This window comes from Pyxidicoccus trucidator (genome assembly GCF_010894435.1).
GTDB lineage: Bacteria > Myxococcota > Myxococcia > Myxococcales > Myxococcaceae > Myxococcus > Myxococcus trucidator.
In genome coordinates this window covers 183,693-204,302 of sequence record NZ_JAAIXZ010000007.1, presented here as the reverse complement: position 1 = coordinate 204,302, position 20,610 = coordinate 183,693, and the positions used below count along the sequence as shown (strand labels likewise).

Annotated in this window: 3 protein-coding genes; all 3 read left to right on the top strand. The window is 72.6% G+C overall.

The annotated features are described in order from the left end of the window. Genes G4D85_RS21110 through G4D85_RS21100 form a run of 3 tightly spaced genes read left to right on the top strand, consistent with a single transcriptional unit; the run spans position 1 to position 20,590 of the window. Entirely contained in the window at positions 1-16,743 is a 16,743-nt protein-coding gene (locus tag G4D85_RS21110; protein WP_164014709.1) for a non-ribosomal peptide synthetase, read from the top strand. Beyond that, positions 16,740-18,161, top strand: coding sequence for an MFS transporter (locus G4D85_RS21105; protein ID WP_164014707.1), 1,422 nt, complete (start codon positions 16,740-16,742; stop codon positions 18,159-18,161). Before G4D85_RS21110 ends, G4D85_RS21105 begins: the two co-directional genes overlap by 4 nt. After that, positions 18,158-20,590: a penicillin acylase family protein gene (locus tag G4D85_RS21100; RefSeq protein WP_164014705.1), complete on the top strand. Its 2,433-nt coding sequence runs from the start codon at positions 18,158-18,160 to the stop codon at positions 20,588-20,590. The genes G4D85_RS21105 and G4D85_RS21100 overlap by 4 nt, the downstream gene beginning before the upstream one ends. Positions 20,591-20,610: the final 20 nt, after the last annotated feature.

Sequence of the window (20,610 nt, the reverse complement as noted above, 5' to 3'; positions counted from 1 at the left end):
ATGTCGCTCACTCCCGAACAGAAGCGCGCGCGACTGGCCGAGCTGCTGCGCGAGCGAGAGCGGGCCCGCGCCCGCCGTGCGCCCGTGTCCTTCGCCCAGGAGGGCCTCTGGCTCCAGGAGCGGCTCGGCTTTGGAGGCGCGGCCTTCAACATCCCCACCGCCGTGCGCTTCACCGGCGCGCTGGACGAAGAGGCCCTGCGCCGCGGCCTCGCCGAGGTGGTGCGCCGCCACGAGACGCTGCGGACCACCTTCATCGAGCAGGAGGGACAGCCGCACCAGCTCATCGCCCCGTCCGCGGAGCCCGCCCTCCAGGTGGTGGACCTGGAGCACCTGCCCGGAGCCGGACGCGAGGAAGCGGCCTGGAGCGCGCTGCACGACGAGGCGCGCCGGCCCTTCGACGTGGAGCGGGAACCGCTGCTGCGGGCCGTACTGTACCGGCTGGGCCCCACCGAGCACCTGCTGCTGCTCAACCTGCACCACCTCGTCTCCGACGCCTGGTCCCTCGGCGTGCTGGTGCGGGAGCTGGGCGTGCTCTACCCGGCGTTCGCGGCGGGGCGTGCCGCGCCACTGCCCGACCTGCCCATGCAGTACGCGGAGTACGCCGCGTGGCAGCGCGACTGGCTCCAGGGCGAGACGCTGGACTCGCGGCTGGCGTGGTGGCGCGAGCGGCTGGATGCGAATGCCGTGCTGGAGCTGCCCACGGACAGGCCCCGCACGGCCACGGCCAGCACGCGAGGTGCGCGGCGGACGGTGATGCTGCCGCTGCCGCTGCTCCACTCGCTCGGGGCGCTGGCCCGGAGCGAGGGCCGCACGTTGTTCTCGGTCCTGATGGCGGCGTATGGGGTGCTGCTGTCGCGCTACAGCGGGCAGCGGGACGTGGTGGTGGGCACGCCGGTGGCGGGGCGCACACGCGCGGGGCTGGAGGGTCTCATCGGGCTGTTCGTCAACGCGCTCCCCCTGCGCATGGACCTGTCCGGCGACCCGACCTTCCTGGAGCTGCTGGGCCAGGTGCACGAGACGGCGCTGGGGGCCATGGCGCACCAGGACCTGCCCTTCGAGACGCTGGTGGAGGCGCTCCGGCCCGAGCGGCGGGCGGGCAGCACGCCCGTGTTCCAGGTGACCTTCACCCTGCAGAACGCGCCGCTGCCTCCGCTGGAGCTGCCGGGGCTGGTGATGGAGGCCCGGCCCGTCGACACCGGAGCCAGCCAGCAGGACCTGTCGCTGCTGGTGACGGAGCTGGACGAGGGGCTGCGCGTCGCGGTGGTCTACCGCACCGACCTCTTCGAGTCCGAGCGGGTGACGCGCCTGCTGGGGCACCTGCAAACGCTGCTGGAAGGCCTCGCCGCCGCTCCCGGCACGCGCCTGTCCGAGCTGTCGCTGCTGTCCCCCGGGGAGCGGCGTCAGGTGCTGGTGGAGTGGAGCGGCCACGCCGCCCCCTTCCCCGACGGCGCCTGCATCCATGAGCTGTTCGACGCCCAGGTCCGGCGCACGCCCGACGCGGTGGCGCTCATGCATGGCGAACAGTCGCTGAGCTACGCCGAGCTGGAGACGCGGGCCAACCAGCTCGCCTGGCTGCTGCGCGCGCGCGGCGTCGGCGCCGAGCTTCGCGTCGCCCTCTGCCTGGAGCGCTCCGTGGAGCTGATGGTGGCGGTGCTCGCCATCCTCAAGGCCGGTGGCGCCTTCGTCCCCATGGACCCGGCCTACCCCGCCGAGCGACTGGCCTTCATGCTCGGTGACTGCGGCGCGCCCCTGCTGCTCACCTCCTCCGCGCTCGACGTGCTGCCGCCTCCCGGCATGCTGGTGATGGAGCTGGATACGCTCGAAGCGCTGCTCGAACGGCAGCCCACCCACGCGCCCGCGCCGCTGGCCACCGCCGACAACGTCGCCTACGTCATCTACACCTCGGGCAGCACCGGCCAGCCCAAGGGCGTCATGGTGCCCCACCGGGGCGTGCCCAACCTGGCGCTCAGTCAGGTGGAGCCCCAGGGCCTCGGCCCCGGCACCCGCGTGCTCCAGTTCGCCTCACCGAGCTTCGACGCCTTCGTCTGGGAGACGTTCCTCACGCTGCTGTCGGGCTCCACGCTGTGCCTGGCCTCGGGAGAAGCGCTGCAACCGGGCCCCGCGCTGGCGGAGCTGCTCAAGGCGCAGGATGTCCACGTCATCGCCATGTCGCCCACCGCGCTTGGCGCGCTGCCGGCCGAAGGGCTGGAGGGGCTCCGCACTGTCATCTCCGCTGGCGAGGCCTGTCCCGCCGAGCTGGTGTCGAAGTGGGCACCGGGCCGGCGCTTCTTCAATGCCTACGGCCCCACCGAGGCCACCGTGTGCGCCACCATGGTGCCCTGCGTGCCCGACGGGACACCTCCGCCGCTGGGTCGCCCACTGCCCAACGTGCGTGTCTACGTGCTCGATGAGGCCCTGAGGCCCGTCCCCGTGGGAGTGCCCGGCGAGCTGTTCCTCGGCGGCGTGGGAGTGGCGCGAGGCTACCTGGACCGGCCGGCCCTCACCGCCGAGCGCTTCGTGCCGGACGCCTTCAGCGCGGTGCCCGGAGCGCGCCTGTACCGCACCGGAGACCGGGCGTGCTGGAGGGCGGACGGCCAGCTCGAGTTCCTCGGGCGCACCGACACCCAGGTGAAGCTGCGTGGCTTCCGCATCGAGCTGGGCGAAGTCGAGGCCGCCCTGCGCGCCTCGCCGGACGTCTCCGACGCCGTGGCCGTGGTGCGCGAGGACGGCTCCACCGGTCCCCTGCTCGTCGCCTACGTGGCCCCCGTGCAGGGCGTCGAGGCCGCGAGCCTGGACACCCGGGCCCTGCGTAACGCCCTCTCGGAGCGACTTCCGGAGCACATGGTGCCCTCGGCCGTGGTGGCGCTCCCGGCCCTGCCGCTGAACCCCAACGGCAAGGTGGACCGCAAGGCCCTGCCCGCGCCAGACGCGGCCAGCACCGCCGCCTCCCAGCACGTCGCGCCGAGCACGCCCACCGAGCTGTTGCTCGCCGACATCTGGGCCCAGGTGCTGGGCGTCTCTCGAGTAGGCACCGGAGACAACTTCTTCGAGCTGGGCGGCCACTCGCTGATGGCCACGCAGGTCGTCTCCCGCCTCCGCACCGTCTTCCGCCTCGAGCTGCCCGTGCGCGAGCTGTTCGCCGCGCCCACGCTGGGAGCCCTGGCCCGGCAGGTGGACACGGCCCTGAGGGCGACGCGGGGACTGGTGCTGCCTCCGCTCCTGCCCGTGCCGCGCACGGGTGAGCTGCCGCTGTCCTTCGCCCAGCAGCGGCTGTGGTTCATCGACCAGCTCGAGCCGGGCAGCCCGCTCTACAACATGCCCGCGGCCCTGCGGCTGGAGGGCTCGCTCGACGCACAGGCGCTGGAAGCCGCGCTGGCCGAAGTGGTGCGCCGTCACGAAGCCCTGCGCACCACCTTCGTCTCCCACGAAGGCCAGCCCGTGCAGCACATCCACCCCGACGGCGGCTTCCGCCTGTCCCGCGTGGAGCTCACGGCGCTGCCCCCGGCACAGCGACAGGACGAGGCCCGCCGCCTCGCGCGAGAAGAAGCCCAGCGTCCCTTCGACCTCGCCGCCGGCCCGCTGCTGCGCGCCCTGCTGCTGCGGCTGGACGAGGACGAGCATGTGCTGCTCCTCTCGCTGCATCACATCGTCACGGACGGCTGGTCCACGGGCAACCTGGTGCGCGAGGTCGCCGCGCTCTACACCGCCTTCACCTCCGGCCAGCCCTCGCCGCTGTCACCGCTCCCGGTGCAGTACGCGGACTACGCCGTCTGGCAGCGGGGCTGGCTCCAGGGCGAGGTGCTGGAGCACCAGCTCTCCTGGTGGCGCCAGCGACTCGAAGGCGCGCCGCATGCGCTGGAGCTGCCCACGGACAGGCCCCGCCCGGCCGTGCAGACCTCGCGCGGCGCCTATCTGCCGGTGCGCCTGCCCCTGGAGCTCTCCGAGTCCCTCAAGGCCCTCTCGCGGCGACAGGGCCTGACGCCCTTCATGACGCTGCTGGCCGCCTTCCAGGTCCTGCTGCACCGCTACTCCGGGCAGGACGACCTCATCGTCGGCTCGCCCATCGCCGGCCGCAACCACTCCGACACCGAAGGGCTCATCGGCTTCTTCGTCAACAACCTGGCCCTGCGTGCGCGTATCGACCCGCGCGCCCCGTTCCTCTCGCTGCTGGAGCAGGTGCGGGAGACGACCCTCGCCGCCTACGAGCACCAGGACGTTCCCTTCGCCAAGCTCGTCGAGGAGCTCCGTCCGCAGCGCAGCCTCAGCCACGCACCGCTGTATCAGACGAGCTTCAGCCTGCTGAACACACCCATGGCCGCGCTGGAGCTGCCGGGACTGCGCCTGCATCCGCTCGCTCCGGACAGCCTGCCCGCCCGCTTCGACCTGAACCTCGCGCTGGAGGAGACGCCCGCGGGCTTCAGCGGCAGCCTCCACTACGCCACCGACCTGTTCGACGCCTCCACCATCGAGCGCATGTGGGGGCACCTGCGAACGCTGCTCGCCGCCATCAGCGAGGACGCAACCCGGCCGGTGGCCCTGCTGCCGCTGCTGTCCCCCGAGGAGCAGCGCCAGCTGCTGGTGGAGTGGAGCGGCCACGCCGTTCCCTTCCCGGACGGCGCCTGCATCCATGAGCTGTTCGACGCCCAGGCCCGGCGCACGCCCGATGCGGTGGCGCTCGTCCATGGCGAGCAGTCGCTGAGCTACGCCGAGCTGGAGACACGGGCCAACCAGCTCGCCCATGAGCTGCGTGCGAACGGCGTCCGCGCCGAGACGCGTGTCGCCCTCTGCCTGGAGCGCTCGGCAGAGCTGGTGGTCGCGGTGCTCGCCACCCTCAAGGCCGGAGGCGCCTTCGTCCCCATGGACCCGGCCTACCCCTCCGAGCGGCTGGCCTTCATGCTCGGTGACTGCGCCGCGCCCCTGCTGCTCACCTCCTCCACCCTGGACGTGCCCGCCCCATACGGAGTGCTGGTGCTGGAGCTGGACACGCTCGCGCCACACCTCGCCCGGCAGCCCACCCACGCACCGGCGACGCTGGCCACCGCCGACAACGTCGCCTACGTCATCTACACCTCGGGCAGCACCGGCCAGCCCAAGGGCGTCATGGTGCCCCACCGGGGCGTGCCCAACCTGGCGCTCAGCCAGGTGGAGCCCCAGGGCCTCGGCCCCGGCACGCGTGTGCTCCAGTTCGCCTCGCCGGGCTTCGACGCCTTCGCCTGGGAGACCTTCCCCACGCTGCTGTCGGGCGCCACGCTGTGCATGGCCTCGGGAGAAGCGCTGCAACCGGGCCCCGCGCTGGCGGAGCTGCTCAAGGCGCGGGACGTCCATGTCATCGCCATGACGCCCACCTCGCTGGCAGCGCTGCCGGCCGAGGGGTTGGACGGACTGCGCACCGTCATCTCCGGCGGCGAGGCCTGCCCTCCCGAGTTGGTGACGAAGTGGGCGCCGGGCCGCCGCTTCCTCAACGTCTACGGCCCCACCGAGGCCACCGTGTGCGCCGCCATGGCGCCCTGCGTGCCCGATGGAACACCGCCGCTCCTGGGTCGCCCGCTGCCCAACGTGCGCGTCTACGTACTCGACGAGTCACTCCAGCCCGTCCCGGTGGGAGTGCCCGGAGAGCTGTTCCTCGGTGGCGTCGGCGTGGCGCGAGGCTACCTGGACCGGCCGGCCCTCACCGCCGAGCGCTTCGTGCCAGACGCCTTCAGCGCGGTGCCCGGAGCGCGCCTGTACCGCACCGGAGACCGGGTGCGCTTCAGGGCAGACGGTCAGCTCGAATTCCTCGGGCGCACCGACACCCAGGTGAAGCTGCGCGGCTTCCGCATCGAGCTGGGCGAAGTCGAGGCCGCCCTGCGCACCTCGCCGGACGTCTCCGACGCCGTGGCCGTGGTGCGCGAGGACAGCCCCACCGGGCCCAGACTCGTGGCCTACGTGGTGTCCGCGCAGGGAGTCGAAGCAGCGGGCCTGGACACCCGGGCCCTGCGCGACGCCCTCTCGGCGCGGCTGCCGGAGCACATGGTGCCGTCGGCCGTGGTGGCGCTCCCGGCCCTGCCACTGAGTCCCAACGGCAAGGTGGACCGCAAGGCCCTGCCCGCGCCGGACGTGACCACGACTCCGGCGGAGCACCTCGCGCCAAGCACGCCGACCGAGCTGCTGCTCGCCGACATCTGGGCCCAGGTGCTGGGCGTCGCCCGAGTGGGCACTGGAGACAACTTCTTCGAGCTGGGCGGCCACTCCCTGCTGGCCACGCAGGTCGTCTCCCGCATGCGCTCGGTCTTCGGCACCGAGCTGGCCGTGCGTGAGTTCTTCTCCTCACCGACGCTGGGCGAGCTGGCCCGGCAGGTGGACGCGGCCCTGCGAGCGGCCCAGGGGCTCACCCTTCCACCGCTCGTCCCCGTGCCGCGCACGGGTGAGCTGCCGCTGTCCTTCACCCAGCAGCGGCTGTGGTTCATCGACCAGCTCGAACCGGGCACCGCGACCTACAACATGCCCACCGCGCTGCGCCTGGAGGGCATGCTCGACGCGCAGGCGCTGCAAGCCGCGCTGGCCGAAGTCGTGCGCCGCCACGAAGCCCTGCGCACCACCTTCGCCTCCCGCGAAGGCCAGCCCACGCAGTTCATCCACCCCGACAGCGACTTCCGCCTGTCCCAGGTGGACCTGGAGCCACTCCCCGCCGACGAGCGCCAGGACGAAGCCCGCCGCCTCGCCCGCGAGGAAGCCCTGCGTCCCTTCGACCTCGCCAACGGCCCGCTGCTTCGCGCCCTGCTGCTGCGACTGGCCGAGGACGAGCACGTGCTCCTCCTCACCCTCCACCACATCGTCTCCGACGGCTGGTCCATGGGCGTCCTGGTGCAGGAAGTCGCCGCCCTCTACACCGCCTTCTCCTCCGGCAAGCCCTCTCCCCTTCCTCCCCTGCCCCTCCAGTACGCCGACTACTCCGCCTGGCAGCGCGGCTGGCTCCAGGGCGACGTCCTCGACTCCCAGCGCTCCTGGTGGCGTCACCACCTCTCCGGCGCTCCTCACACCCTCGAGCTGCCCACCGACAAGCCCCGCCCCGCCGTCCTCTCCTCGCGCGGCGCTTCCGTCCCGCTCCTCCTGCCCGCCCCCCTCGCAGACGCCCTCGACGCCCTCTGCCGCCGCGAGGCCGTCACCCCCTTCATGGCCCTGCTCTCCGCCTTCCAGCTCCTGCTGGGCCGCTACTCCGGGCAGTCCGACTTCCTCGTCGCCTCTCCCGTCGCAGGACGCGACGCCGCCGAGCTGGAGCCCCTCATCGGCTTCTTCGTCGGCACCCTCCCCCTGCGCGCGCGCCTGTCCCCCTCCGACTCCTTCCGCGCGCTCCTCGCCCATACCCGCCACTCCTCCCTCGAAGCCTTCGCACACCAGTCCCTCCCCTTCGAGCGCATCGTCGAGGCCCTCGAGCCCCAGCGAGACCTCAGCCGCCCTCCCCTCGTCCAGGTCCTCTTCGCCCTGCAGAACGCGCCCCTCCCGCCCCTCGACCTCCCCGGCCTCTCCCTGCATCCGCTCGAAGGGCTCGGCAGTGGAATCATCAAGCTGGAGCTGGAGCTGTACCTGTGGCGCTCGCCGGAGGGCTACGCCGGGCAGCTCGCCTACAACACCGACCTCTTCGAGCGCACCACGGTCGAGCGCCTCGGCGCGCACCTCCGCACGCTGGTGGAAGCCCTGGTCGCCCGCCCCGAGGCGCCCCTGTCCTCGGTGTCGCTGCTCACCGGGGCGGAGCGCCAGCGGATGTTGGTGGACTGGAACGCCACCGCCACCGACTACCCGCGAGGCTCCACCCTGCCCGAGGTCTTCGCCCAGGCAGCAGCCCGCTACCCGGACCACGTCGCTGTCGAGTCCGGAGGCGCGAAGCTCACCTACCGGCAGCTCGACGCGCGCGCCAACCAGCTCGCGCACCACCTGCGCGGCCTGGGCGTGAGCACCGACGCACGGGTGGCCCTCGGCCTGGAGCGCTCGCTGGAGTTCGTCGTCTCGCTGCTCGCCGTCCTCAAGGCGGGTGGAGCCTACGTCCCGCTGGACCCGTGGCTCCCACCGGCACGGCTCGCCAGCATGGTGGAGGACGCACGGCCTCGCGTCCTCCTCACCACCCGAGCCCTGCTGCCAGGGCTGTCGGGCCTGGGCCTCGCCACCGTGGTGCTGGACGACGCCCCGCTGTCCGCCCTGCCCACGTCCGCGCCGCCCGCCACGGCCCTGCCCGGCAGCCTCGCGTACGTCATCTTCACCTCCGGCAGCACCGGCCGGCCCAAGGGCGTCGCCGTCGAGCACCAGTCCGTGCTGCGCACCGTCCTCGGAGTCGACTACCTCCACTTCGGCCCCGACGAGTCCCTCCTGCAGGTGGCGCCCATCTCCTTCGACGTCTCGGTCATGGAGCTATGGGGCGCGCTGCTGCACGGCGCGCGGCTGGTCCTCCTGCCGCCCCACACCCCGTCGCTGGAAGAGCTGGCCACGCTGCTGCGCCGCGAGCGCATCACCACCTGCTGGCTGCCCTCCGGCCTCTTCAGCCAGATGGTGGAGTCCGAGTTCGACTCGCTGCGCACCGTCCAGCAGCTCATCGCTGGAGGCGACGTCGTCAGCGCCCTGCATGCCCGCAAGGTGCTGGAGGGCCTGAGCGCCTCACTCACCAACGGCTACGGCCCCACCGAGGCCACCGTCTTCGCCGTCTGCCACCGCATGACGTCGCCCGCGCGGCTCTCCGCCTCCGTCCCCATCGGCCGCCCCATCGGCAACACGCGGGTGTACGTGCTGGACGACTCCGGCCAGCCGGTGCCCGTCGGAGTCACGGGTGAGCTGTTCATCGGCGGTGACGGCGTGGCCCGGGGATACCTCGAACAGCCCGCCCTCACCGCCGAGCGCTTCGTCCCCGACGCCTTCTCCGGAGTCCCAGGAGCCCGCCTCTACCGCACCGGAGACCGCGTGCGCTGGAGCGAAGACGGCGTCCTCGACTACCTCGGCCGCGCCGACAGCCAGGTGAAGGTGCGCGGCTTCCGGATTGAATTGGGCGAAGTCGAAGCCACCCTCCTCGTCCACCCCCAGGTGCGAGAAGCCGTCGCCCTGGTGCGCGAGGACATGCCCGGCGACAAGCGCCTCGTCGCCTACGTCGTCCTGGCATCCGCACAGGCCGAAGCACCACGCGCCTTCCTCCAGCAGCGGCTGCCTGAATACATGGTGCCCTCGGCGGTGGTGGTGCTCCCGGCCCTGCCGCTGACGGCCAACGGCAAGGTGGACCGCAAGGCCCTGCCCGCGCCGGACGCACCGGCGTCCAGCGCCGGCTACCTCGCGCCGAGCACGCCCACCGAGCTGCTGCTCGCCGACATCTGGACCCAGGTGCTGGGCGTCTCCCGCGTGGGCACCGGGGACAACTTCTTCGAGCTGGGCGGCCACTCGCTGCTGGCCACGCGAGTCGTCTCTCGAATCCGCGCTGTCTTCGGCACCGAGCTGCCGCTCCGGGAGCTGTTCTCCTCACCGACGCTGGGCGAGCTGGCCCGGCAGGTGGACACGGCCCGACAGCCCGCCCCGGACCGCAAGCTGCCGCCGCTCGTCCCCGTGCCGCGCACGGGTGAGCCGCCGCTGTCCTTCGCCCAGCAGCGGCTGTGGTTCATCGACCAGCTCGAACCGGGCAGCCCGCTCTACAACCTCCCCTTCGCCCTGCGCCTGGAGGGCACGCTCGATGCGCAGGCACTGCAAGCCGCGCTGGCCGAAGTCGTGTGCCGCCACGAAGCCCTGCGCACCACCTTCGCCTCCCGCGAAGGCCAGCCCGTGCAGTGCATCCACCCAGACGCCGACTTCCCCCTCTCCCAGGTGGACCTGGAGCCGCTCCCCGCCGACGAGCGCCAGCACGAAGCCCGCCGCCTCGCCCGCGAAGAAGCCCTGCGCCCCTTCGACCTCGCCAACGGCCCGCTGCTGCGCGCACTGCTGTTGCGACTGGCCGAGGACGAGCACGTGCTCCTCCTCACCCTCCACCACATCGTCTCCGACGGCTGGTCCATGGGCGTCCTGGTCCAGGAAGTCGCAGCCCTCTACACCGCCTTCTCCTCCGGCAAGCCCTCTCCCCTTCCTCCCCTGCCACTCCAGTACGCCGACTACTCCGCCTGGCAGCGCGGCTGGCTCCAGGGTGACGTGCTCGACTCCCAGCGCTCCTGGTGGCGTCACCACCTCTCCGGCGCTCCTCACACCCTGGAGCTGCCCACCGACAAGCCCCGCCCCGCCGTCCTCTCCTCGCGCGGCGCTTCCGTCCCGCTCCTCCTGCCCGCCCCCCTCGCAGACGCCCTCGACGCTCTCTGCCGCCGCGAGGCCGTCACCCCCTTCATGGCCCTGCTCTCCGCCTTCCAGCTCCTGCTGGGCCGCTACTCCGGGCAGTCCGACTTCCTCCTCGCCTCTCCCGTCGCGGGCCGCGACGCCGCCGAGCTGGAGTCTCTCATCGGCTTCTTCGTCGGCACCCTCCCCCTGCGCGCGCGCCTGTCCCCCTCCGACTCCTTCCGCGCGCTCCTCTCACACACCCGCCACTCCTCCCTCGAAGCCTTCGCCCACCAGTCCCTCCCCTTCGAGCGCATCGTCGAGGCCCTCGAACCCCAGCGAGACCTCAGCCGTCCTCCCCTCGTCCAGGTCCTCTTCGCCCTGCAGAACGCGCCCCTCCCGCCTCTCGACCTCACCGGCCTCTCCCTGCGTCCGCTCGACGCGGCACAGGGCGCGGTGACGCGCTTCGAGCTGGAGCTGAGCATCGTGCGCACCGCCGAGGGCTACGCCGGGCAGCTCACCTACAACACCGACCTCTTCGAGCCCGCCACGGCCCTGCGTCTGGCGGAGCACTTCCGCACCGTGACGGAGGCGCTCGTCACCCATCCCGAGGCGCCCCTGTCCTCGGTGTCCCTGCTCACGGGGGCAGAGCGCCAGCGGATGTTGGTGGACTGGAACGCCACCGCCACCGACTACCCGCGAGGCTCCACCCTGCCCGAGGTCTTCGCCCAGGTGGTGGCCCGCACCCCGGACCAAGTCGCCGTCGAGTTCGCCGACGAGCTCGGAGCCTCGAAGCTCACCTACCGGCAGCTCGACGCGCGCGCCAACCAGCTCGCGCACCACCTGCGCGGCCTGGGCGTGAGCACCGACGCGCGAGTCGCCCTCGCGGTGGACCGCTCGCTAGAGCTGGTGGTGGCGCTGGTGGCCATCCTCAAGGCCGGCGGCGCCTACGTCCCGCTGGACTCGTCGTATCCCCGCGAGCGGCTCGCCGCGATGGTGGAGGACGCGCGCCCGTGCGTGCTCGTCACCACGCGCGAGCTGCTGGCGAAGCTGCCCGCGGACGGGCTGCCCGCCGTGGTGCTGGGCGAGGTGTCCCTGGAGGGACAGCCCACGTCCGCGCCGCTGTCCACGGCCCTGCCCGACAGCCTCGCGTACATCGACTTCACCTCCGGCTCCACGGGCCGTCCCAAGGGCGTGGGGACTCCGCACGCCGCCGTGCTGCGCACCGTCCTCGGCGTGGACTACGCGCACCTGGGCCCGGAGGAGACCTTCCTCCTCATCGCCCCGGTCTCCTTCGACGCCTCCACCCTGGAGCTGTGGGGCCCGCTGCTCCACGGGGCGCGCCTCGTCGTCTTCCCGCCCCACTCGCCCTCAGACTTGAAGGAGCTGGAGGCCGTGCTGGTGAAGCACGGGGTGACGACGCTGCACCTCACCGCCGGCCTCTTCACCCAGGTGGTGGACCACGACCTCCGTGCCCTGCGTGGGGTAAGGCAGTTGCTCACCGGAGGCGACGTGGTGAGCGCGCCCCACGTGCGCCGGGTGCTGGAAGGAATGCTCATTCCGGTGACGGCCTGCTACGGACCCACGGAGACGACCCTCTTCGCCTCCTACCACCGCATGACGTCGGTGGAGCAGGTGGGCACCTCCGTCCCCATCGGCCGCCCCATCGGCAACACGCGGGTGTACGTGCTGGACGACTCCGGCCAGCCGGTGCCCGTCGGAGTCACGGGTGAGCTGCTCATCGGCGGCGACGGCGTGGCCCGGGGCTACGTCGAGCAACCCGCCCTCACCGCCGAGCGCTTCGTCCCCGACGCCCACTCCGGAGTCCCCGGCGCTCGCCTCTACCGCACCGGAGACCTCGTCCGCTGGCGCGGTGACGGCGTGCTGGAGTTCCTCGGCCGCGCGGATGCCCAGGTGAAGGTGCGCGGCTATCGGATTGAGCTGGCCGAAGTCGAGGCCGCCCTGCTCGCCCATCCGGAGGTCCGCGAGGCCGTCGCCCTCGCGCGCGAGGACGTGCCGGGGGACAAGCGGCTCGTGGGCTACGTCGTGCCCGCCTCGGGTGACGGAGCCTCGCCGCTGGACACCGCGCACCTGCGCGACTTCCTCACGCGGCGCCTGCCCGGGTACATGGTGCCCTCGTCGCTGGTGGTGCTGCCGGCCTTGCCGCTCACGCCGCAAGGGAAGGTGGACAGGAAGGCGCTGCCCACCCCCGGCGCGGTGCGCGCGCTCGCGGACGAGGCCCACGTCGCCCCCCGCACCCGCACCGAGCAGGTGCTGGCGGAGCTCATGGCGACCCTGCTGCTCGTGCCGCGCGTGGGCCTCCACGACAACTTCTTCGCGCTGGGCGGGCACTCGCTGCTGGCCACGCGGCTCGTCTCGCGCATCCGCTCCGCCTTCGCGGTGGAGCTCCCCCTGCGTGCGCTCTTCGAGCAGCCCACCCTGGAGGCACTGGCCCGCCGCATCGACGAGGCCCAGGGCTCCGCTCCGCGACGCCAGGCGCCCGTCCCCGTTCCCGTGCCCCGCGCGGGCCCGCTGCCGCTGTCCTTCGCCCAGCAGCGGCTGTGGTTCATCGACCAGCTCGAGCCCGGCGGCACGCCCTACAACATCCCCGTCGCGCTGCGCCTGGAGGGGCCGCTGGACGGCGACGCACTCCAGCGCGGCCTGTCCGAGCTGTTCCACCGCCACGAGGCGCTGCGCACCACCTTCGTCCAGGAAGAGGGCCAGCCCCTCCAGCGCATCTCCCCTCCCGCCGGACTGCCACTGCACGAGGTGGACCTGAGCGGCCTGGAGTCGGACGCGGCCCTCCAGGAGCTCCACCGGCAGGTGCGCGAGGAAGTCGCGCGGCCCTTCGACCTCGCCGCCGGCCCGCTGATGCGCGCACGGCTGTGGAGGCTGGGCCCCACCGAGCACGTGCTCATGCTCAACCTGCACCACATCGTCTCGGACGGCTGGTCCATGGGCGTGCTGGTGCGAGAGATGGCGGCGCTCTACGAGGCCTTTGCCCGGGGCGCGCCCTCCCCCCTCCCGCCGCTGCCCCTCCAGTACGCCGACTATGCCGTCTGGCAGCGCCAGTGGCTCCAGGGCGAGGTGCTGGAGGAGCAGCTCGACTGGTGGCGCCAGCAGCTCTCGGGGCTCCCCAAGCTGGAGCTGCCCACGGACAGGCCGCACCCGCCCGTGCAGACCTTCCGCGGCGCGGAGCTGACCTTCCGCCTCTCGCAGCCAGTCTCCGAGGCCGTCCAGTCGCTGTGCCAGCAGGAGGGGCTCACGCCCTTCATGCTGCTGCTCGCGGCCTGGCAGGTGCTCCTGTCGCGCTACTCCGGGCAGCGGGACGTCGCCGTCGGCACGCCCATCGCCGGCCGCCAGCATGCGGACCTGGAAGGCCTCATCGGCTTCTTCATCAACACGCTGGTGCTCCGGGCCCGGGTGGACGCGAGCGGCTCCTTCCTGTCCCTGCTGCGCCAGGTGAGGGAGACGGCGCTGGGGGCGTACGCGCACCAGGACGTGCCCTTCGAGCGGCTGGTGGAGGAGCTGCACCCGGAGCGCGACTTGAGCCGCCCCCCGCTCTTCCAGGTCATCTTCGCCATGCAGAACTCGCCCATGGCCACGCTGACGGGCCAGGGCCTGGCGCTGCGCCCGGTGGAGCTGGACACCCCCACCGTCCGCTTCGAGCTGGAGCTGAGCCTCCGGGACGCGCCCGGGGGCTACCAGGGCGCCCTCGTCTACAACACGGACCTGTTCGACGCGGCCACGGCGGCCCGGATGACGGAGCACTTCCGCACGCTGGTGGAAGCGCTGGTCGCCCGGCCCGAGGCGCCCCTGTCCTCCGTGTCCATGCTCACCGAGGCGGAGCGCCAGCGGATGCTGGTGGACTGGAACGCCACCGCCGCGGACTACCCGCGCGACTCCACCCTCCCCGACATCTTCGCCCAGGTGGCCGCGCGCTACCCGGACAAGGTCGCCGTCGAGGCGGGGGACGCCCACCTCACGTACCGGCAGCTCGACGAGCGCGCCAACCAGCTCGCGTGGCACCTGAAGAGCCTGGGCGTGTCCACCGACGCACGGGTGGCCCTCGGCCTGGAGCGCTCGCTGGAGCTGGTGGTGGCGGTGCTGGCCCTCCTCAAGGCGGGTGGCGCCTACGTCCCGCTGGACGTCAACTACCCGCCCGCGCGGCTCGCCGGCATGGTGGAGGACGCACGGCCGCGCGCCCTCATCACCACCCGCGCGCTGCTGCCGAGGATGCCCGCCGAGGGCCTGCCCACCGTGGTGCTGGACGACGCCGTCCTGTCGCACCTGCCCACGACCGCGCCGCCGTCCACGGCCCTGCCCGGCAGCCTCGCCTTCATCGTCTTCACCTCCGGCAGCACCGGCCGGCCCAAGGGCGTCGCCCTCCAGCACCGGTCCGTGCTGCGCACCATCTTCGGCATCGACCACCTCCACTACGGCCCCGACGAGACTCTCCTGCAGGTGGCGCCGACCTCGTTCGACGTCTTCACTTCGGAGCTGTGGGGCTCGCTGCTGCATGGCGGTCGCCTCGTCCTCCTGCCGCCCCACACCCCGTCGCTGGAAGAGCTGGCCTCGCTGCTGCGCGACAAGCGCATCACCACCACCTGGCTGCCCTCCGGCCTCTTCAGCCAGATGGTGGAGTCCGAGTTCGACTCGCTGCGCACCGTCCGGCAGATCATCGCCGGAGGCGACGTCGTCCCCGCCCCGCATGCCCGCAGGGTGCTGGAGGGCCTGAGCGCCACCCTCACCAACGGCTACGGCCCCACCGAGACGGCCGTCTTCGCCGTCTGCTACCGGATGACGGACGCCGCGCAGGTGGGCGCCTCCGTCCCCATCGGCAGGCCCATCTCCAACACCTGCGTCTACGTGCTGGACGACTCCGGCCAGCCCGTCCCCGTCGGAGTCACCGGAGAGCTGTTCATCGGCGGCGACGGCGTGGCCCGGGGCTACGTCGAGCAGCCCGCCCTCACCGCCGAGCGCTTCGTCCCCGACGCCCTCTCCGGCATCCCCGGCGCCCGCCTCTACCGCACCGGAGACCGCGTGCGCTGGCGCGACGACGGCATCCTCGAATACCTCGGCCGCGCCGACACCCAGGTGAAGGTGCGCGGCTTCCGGATTGAGCTGGGCGAAGTCGAGGCCGCCCTCCTCGCCTGGCCCCAGGTGCGAGACACCATCGCCCTGGTGCGCGAGGACGTGCCCGGCGACAAGCGCCTCGTCGCCTACGTCGTCCCGGCGCCCGCGAGCGAGGGCGCCGCGCTGGACCTCGAGCACCTGCGCGCCTTCCTCCAGCAGCGGCTGCCCGGGTTCATGGTGCCCGCGGCCCTGGTGGCGCTCCCCGTGCTGCCGCTGACGGCCAACGGCAAGGTGGACCGCAGGGCCCTGCCCGCGCCGGACGCACCCGCGCCCGGCACCGAGTACGTCGCCCCGCGCACCCCGCTGGAGACGCGTCTCACGGAGACCTTCGCCAGCGTCCTGCGCGTGCCGCGCGTGGGCCTCACCGACGACTTCTTCGCGCTGGGAGGCCACTCGCTGCTGGCCGTGAGGCTGGTGGCCCGCGTGCGGGACAGCACCGGCCTCAGCATCCCCATCTCCGCCATCTTCCAGTCCGCCACCGTGGAGCGGCTGGTGCGCTGGCTGGAGCAGCGGCGGGACGGAGCCAGCACCCCGCCCAACCTGACGCGGATGAACGCGGGTGCGCCCGGCCGGCGTCCCTTCTTCCTCTTCCATGGCGGAGGGGGCGGCGTGGGTAGGTTCTCCGAGCTCGCCCGCCTGCTCGGCCCCGACAGGCCCGTGTATGGCGTGCACGCCTCCGGCATGGACGGCGGCGAGCCGCCCCATGACTCCGTCGAAGCGCTGGCGGACCAGTACCTGCGCCAGGTGCGCGCCGTGCAGCCCCGGGGGCCCTACGTCCTGGGCGGCTGGTCCTTCGGCGGGCTCGTCGCGCACGAGCTGGCGCGGCGGCTCCAGGACGCGGGCGAACAGGTGGAGCTGCTGGCCCTCCTCGACAGCGTGGCCCCCGGCAGTCGGCCCGCGCCCGAGCCGGACACCCTGGCGGACCTGGCCGGCTTCGGCCGCCTGCTCGGGCTGTCGTGGGAAGGCCTGACGCTGGACGTGGACCTCTTGCGGCGGGTGGAGGCGAGGGAGGCGCTGGCCCACGTGCTGGAGCAGGCACGGCGCTCGCCCTCGGGCGCACCGGACCTGGACCTGGACGCGGCCGAGCGCCTCTTCCGTGTCTACCAGCGGCTGGACCACGCGCTGCGCACCTACGTGCCCGCCCGCGCCTTCCAGGGCCCCGCCATCGTCCTCCGCGCGGCCATTCCACCCGCCGGGCCCGCTCCGGCGAAGGACCTGGGCTGGAGCGCGTGGCTCCCCGGCACGCTCACGGTGTATGAAGTGCCGGGCGACCACTACACGCTGCTGAGCGCGCCCCACGTCCCCCACGTGGCCGAGCGGCTCGCCCATCACCTGGACTCCCTGGAGCGCGACGTCTCATGAATCCCCAGGCTCCCTCCCCGCCGGGCCACTCGATGCGGACCTTCGGCACCGTCTGGCTCGGGCAGTTCATCTCCATGTTGGGCAGCGGCCTGACGAACTTCGCGCTCGGGGCGTACGTCTACGAGCTGTCCGGCTCCGTCACCCGGTTCGCCCTCATCTACTTCTTCAGCACCCTGCCCACGGTGCTGCTGTCGCCGCTGACGGGCGTCCTCGCGGACCGGTGGGACCGGCGCAAGCTCATCCTGCTGGGGAACGTGGGCTCGGGGTTCAGCATCTTCCTCATCTGGCTGCTGTTCGCGGGCCGCGACGCCGGGTACTGGACCCTGCAGACCGGGTACTTCTACGGCCCCATCTTCCTGGGCTCCGCCTGCTCCACGCTGAGCTTCCCGGCGTGGAGCGCCACCGTGCCGCTGCTGGTCCCCCGGAAGCACCTGGGCCGCGCCACCGGAATGACGGAGCTGAGCAGCGCCTTCTCGCTGATTGCCGGCCCCCTCCTCGCGACCGCGCTGCTGGGCACCATCGGCATGCGCGGCATCCTGCTCCTGGACGCGGTCTCCTACGTCTTCGCCGCGGGGACGTTGCTCGTCGTCCGGCTCCCCACGCCGCCCCGTGGCGCCGGGCCCGCGGGGCCGCGCTCCCTGACGGCGGACCTCGTGGAGGCCTGGCGCTTCGTCCGCGAGCGGCCGGGCCTGGTCGGCCTGCTGGTCTTCATCTCGGCCAGCGCCTTCATCGTGGCCATGGTGATGCTGCTCATCAACCCGCTGGTGCTCGCCTTCACGGACATCCACTCGCTGAAGTGGATTGCCTCCATCGCCGGCATGGGGGGACTGACGGGTGGCATCGTCACCAGCCTCTGGGGAGGCCCCAGGCGCCGCATCCTGGGCCTCGCCCTCATCTCCACCCTGGGCGGGCTCGTCCTCCTGCTGGCCGCCCTGCCCCCCAGCGTGCCGCTCATCGCGGTCGCCGCCGCCACCTTCCTCTTCACCTTCCCCCTCATCCAGGCCAGCCAGCAGTTCATCTGGCAGACCAAGGTGCCCCCCGCGCTGCAGGGGCGCGTCGCCGCCCTGCGGCGCGTGGTCTTCCAGAGCATGACCCTGCTCGTGTCCCTCGTCGGTGGCATCCTGGCGGACCGCTTCTTCGAGCCGTGGATGGCGCCAGGCGGCGCGCTCGCCGACTCCGTCGGACGGGTGATTGGCACCGGCCAGGGACGCGGCGTCGCGCTCATGTTCGTCATGCTCAGCCTGCTGCTGCTGACGAACGTGCTGGTGCTGTGGCTTTCACCCCGCCTGCGCAACGTGGAGACCGAACTGCCCGACACCCTGCCCACCCCTCCGCGAGGCGCGCCCACGCCCTCGACCACCACGCGCAACGAGGACGCCCCCCCGCCCCTCGCCACCCCCGGGAGCGCCGAGTCATGAACCCCCTCCGCTGGCTCCAATTGCTCCGCCGGATACCCCCGGCCCTGGCCGTCGCCACGCCGGGCCTCGGCCCCTGGCTCGCCCGCCGCCGCTGGCCGCGCCTGCAAGGCACCCTCCAGGTGGACGGCCTGCGCGGCCCCGTGGAAATCCTCCGCGACACCTGGGGCACGCCCCACCTCTACGCGCAAGACGAGCAGGACCTGTTCTTCGCCCAGGGCTACGTCCACGCCCAGGACCGGCTGTGGCAGCTCGACTTCGGCCGCCTCACCGGCAGCGGGCTGCTCGCCTCGGTGATGGGCCCCCGGCTGGTGCCCATGGACCGACTCATGCGCACGCTGGGGCTGCGGCGCATGGCGGAGCAGGCCCTGCCCCGGGTGGGCGCGGAGTCACGCGCCATCCTCGACGCCTACTCCGCCGGAGTGAATGCGCGCATCGCCCTGGAGCCGCTCCCCCTGGAGTTCACCCTCTTCGGCACCACCCCGGCCCCGTGGACGCCGGTGGACACGCTGGTGCGCGGCAACCTGCTGGCGATGATGCTGGGCGGCAACCACCGGCTGGAGCTGCTGCGCGCGCGCCTGGTGGCCGAGGCGGGAGAGGACGTGGCGGCGCTGCTGCTGCCCACGCACGCGCCGCAGACGCCGCTCATCGTCCCCCCCGAGGCGATGCTCGAGGGCCTGCGGGGCGTGAAGTCCCTGGAGGGGCTGGACGCCACGGACGCCGTGCTCGGAGACCCGAACATCGTCTCCGGCAGCAACAACTGGGTGGTGCACGGCCAGCGCACCGCCAGCGGCAAGCCGCTGCTCGCCAACGACATCCACATCGGCCTGGGCCTGCCGTCCCAATGGTACGAGAACGGCCTGCACGGCGGCCGGTTCAACCACGTGGGCTTCTCGCTGCCCGGCGTGCCGCTGGTCGTCATCGGCCACAACGGCCACTCCGCGTGGGGCATGTCCAACCTGGGGCCCGACACCCAGGACTTCTACGTGGAGAAGCTGGACGACCCGAAGGCGCCCCGGCGCTACGAGTACCAGGGCGCGTGGCATGACCTGGAGGTGACGCGCGAGACGCTTCCCGTCCGGGGCGGCCCGTCCGTCGAGGTGGTCATCCACTCCACCCGCCATGGGCCGCTCGTCAACAAGGCCATGGGCCGCGCGCTCGGCGACGCCGAGCCCATGGCGCTGCGGTGGGCCCACGCGGAGAGCCTGCCCCTCATCGACGCGCTGCTGGGGCTGAACCTGGCGAAGGGCTGGACGGAGTTCCGCGCGGCCTGCGCGCTGTGGGAGAGCCCGGGACAGAACTTCGTGTACGCCGACGCGGACGGCAACGTGGGCTACCAGTCCACGGGCCTCATCCCCCTGCGCGCCCCCAATCACCAGGGGACGGTGCCGGTGCCGGGCTGGACGGGCGAGTACGAATGGCGGGGCTACATCCCCTTCGAGGAGCTGCCCTCCTCCCTCAACCCGCCCGCGGGCTTCGCGGTCACCGCGAACAACAAAATCACGTCGGATGACTACCCGTACGCCATCGCCAGCAACTGGTTCCCGGGCTACCGCGCCAGGCGAATCACGGACCTGCTGGCGGCGGGGACCCGGCACACCGTGGAGGACATGCGCCGCATCCAGGCAGAGACGTACTCCCTCCCAGCGGAGCTGCTGCGCCCGTACCTGCTGGCGGTGAAGCCCGAGGACGACGCGCAGGCGAAGGCGCTGGCGGAGCTGGCTGCGTGGGACTTGCGCTTCGAGGTGGACCGCACCGGCGCCACCGTCTTCCAGGCCTGGTACATCCACGTGCTGCGCGCCCTGCTGCGCCACAAGCTGGGGCCGAAGCTGGCGGAGCGCTACCTGGACGGCGAATACGAGCGCCACGGCAGCCTGCACATGCCGCTGGTCGTCGACCTGATGTCGAAGCCCGAAGACTCGTGGTGGGACGACCCGAAGACGCCCGAGCGGGAGACGCGCGACGACGTGCTCCGGCGTGCGCTCGGCGAGGCCGTCCGCTGGCTGGCAAAGCACTACGGGGCGGACGCGAAGGGGTGGACCTGGGGCCGCGTGCACACGCTGACGTACCAGCACGGGGTGCTGGGCGGGCCGGGCATCCCCGGGCCGCTGCGGCGTGCCGCCAACAGCCGGACGCAGCCCGCGCGCGGTGACAACTACTCGGTGGACGGCGCCTCCTTCCAGTGGAGCCGGCCCTTCAACGTCATCCACGGCACCGCCCTGCGCGTGGTCATCGACCTGGGAGACCTCTCCCGCTCCATGTCCATCCACGCGCCCGGCCAGAGCGAGCACTTCTTCCACCCGCACCGTGAGGACCTGATGGACCTGAGCCAGCAGGTCCAGTACCACCCGCTGCTGTACACGCGACAGGCGGTGGAGTCCCACGTCAGGAACACGCTGACGCTGCAGCCTTCGCCCAAGCGCCTGGCCTGATTCCACCCCTGCGCCGTTCC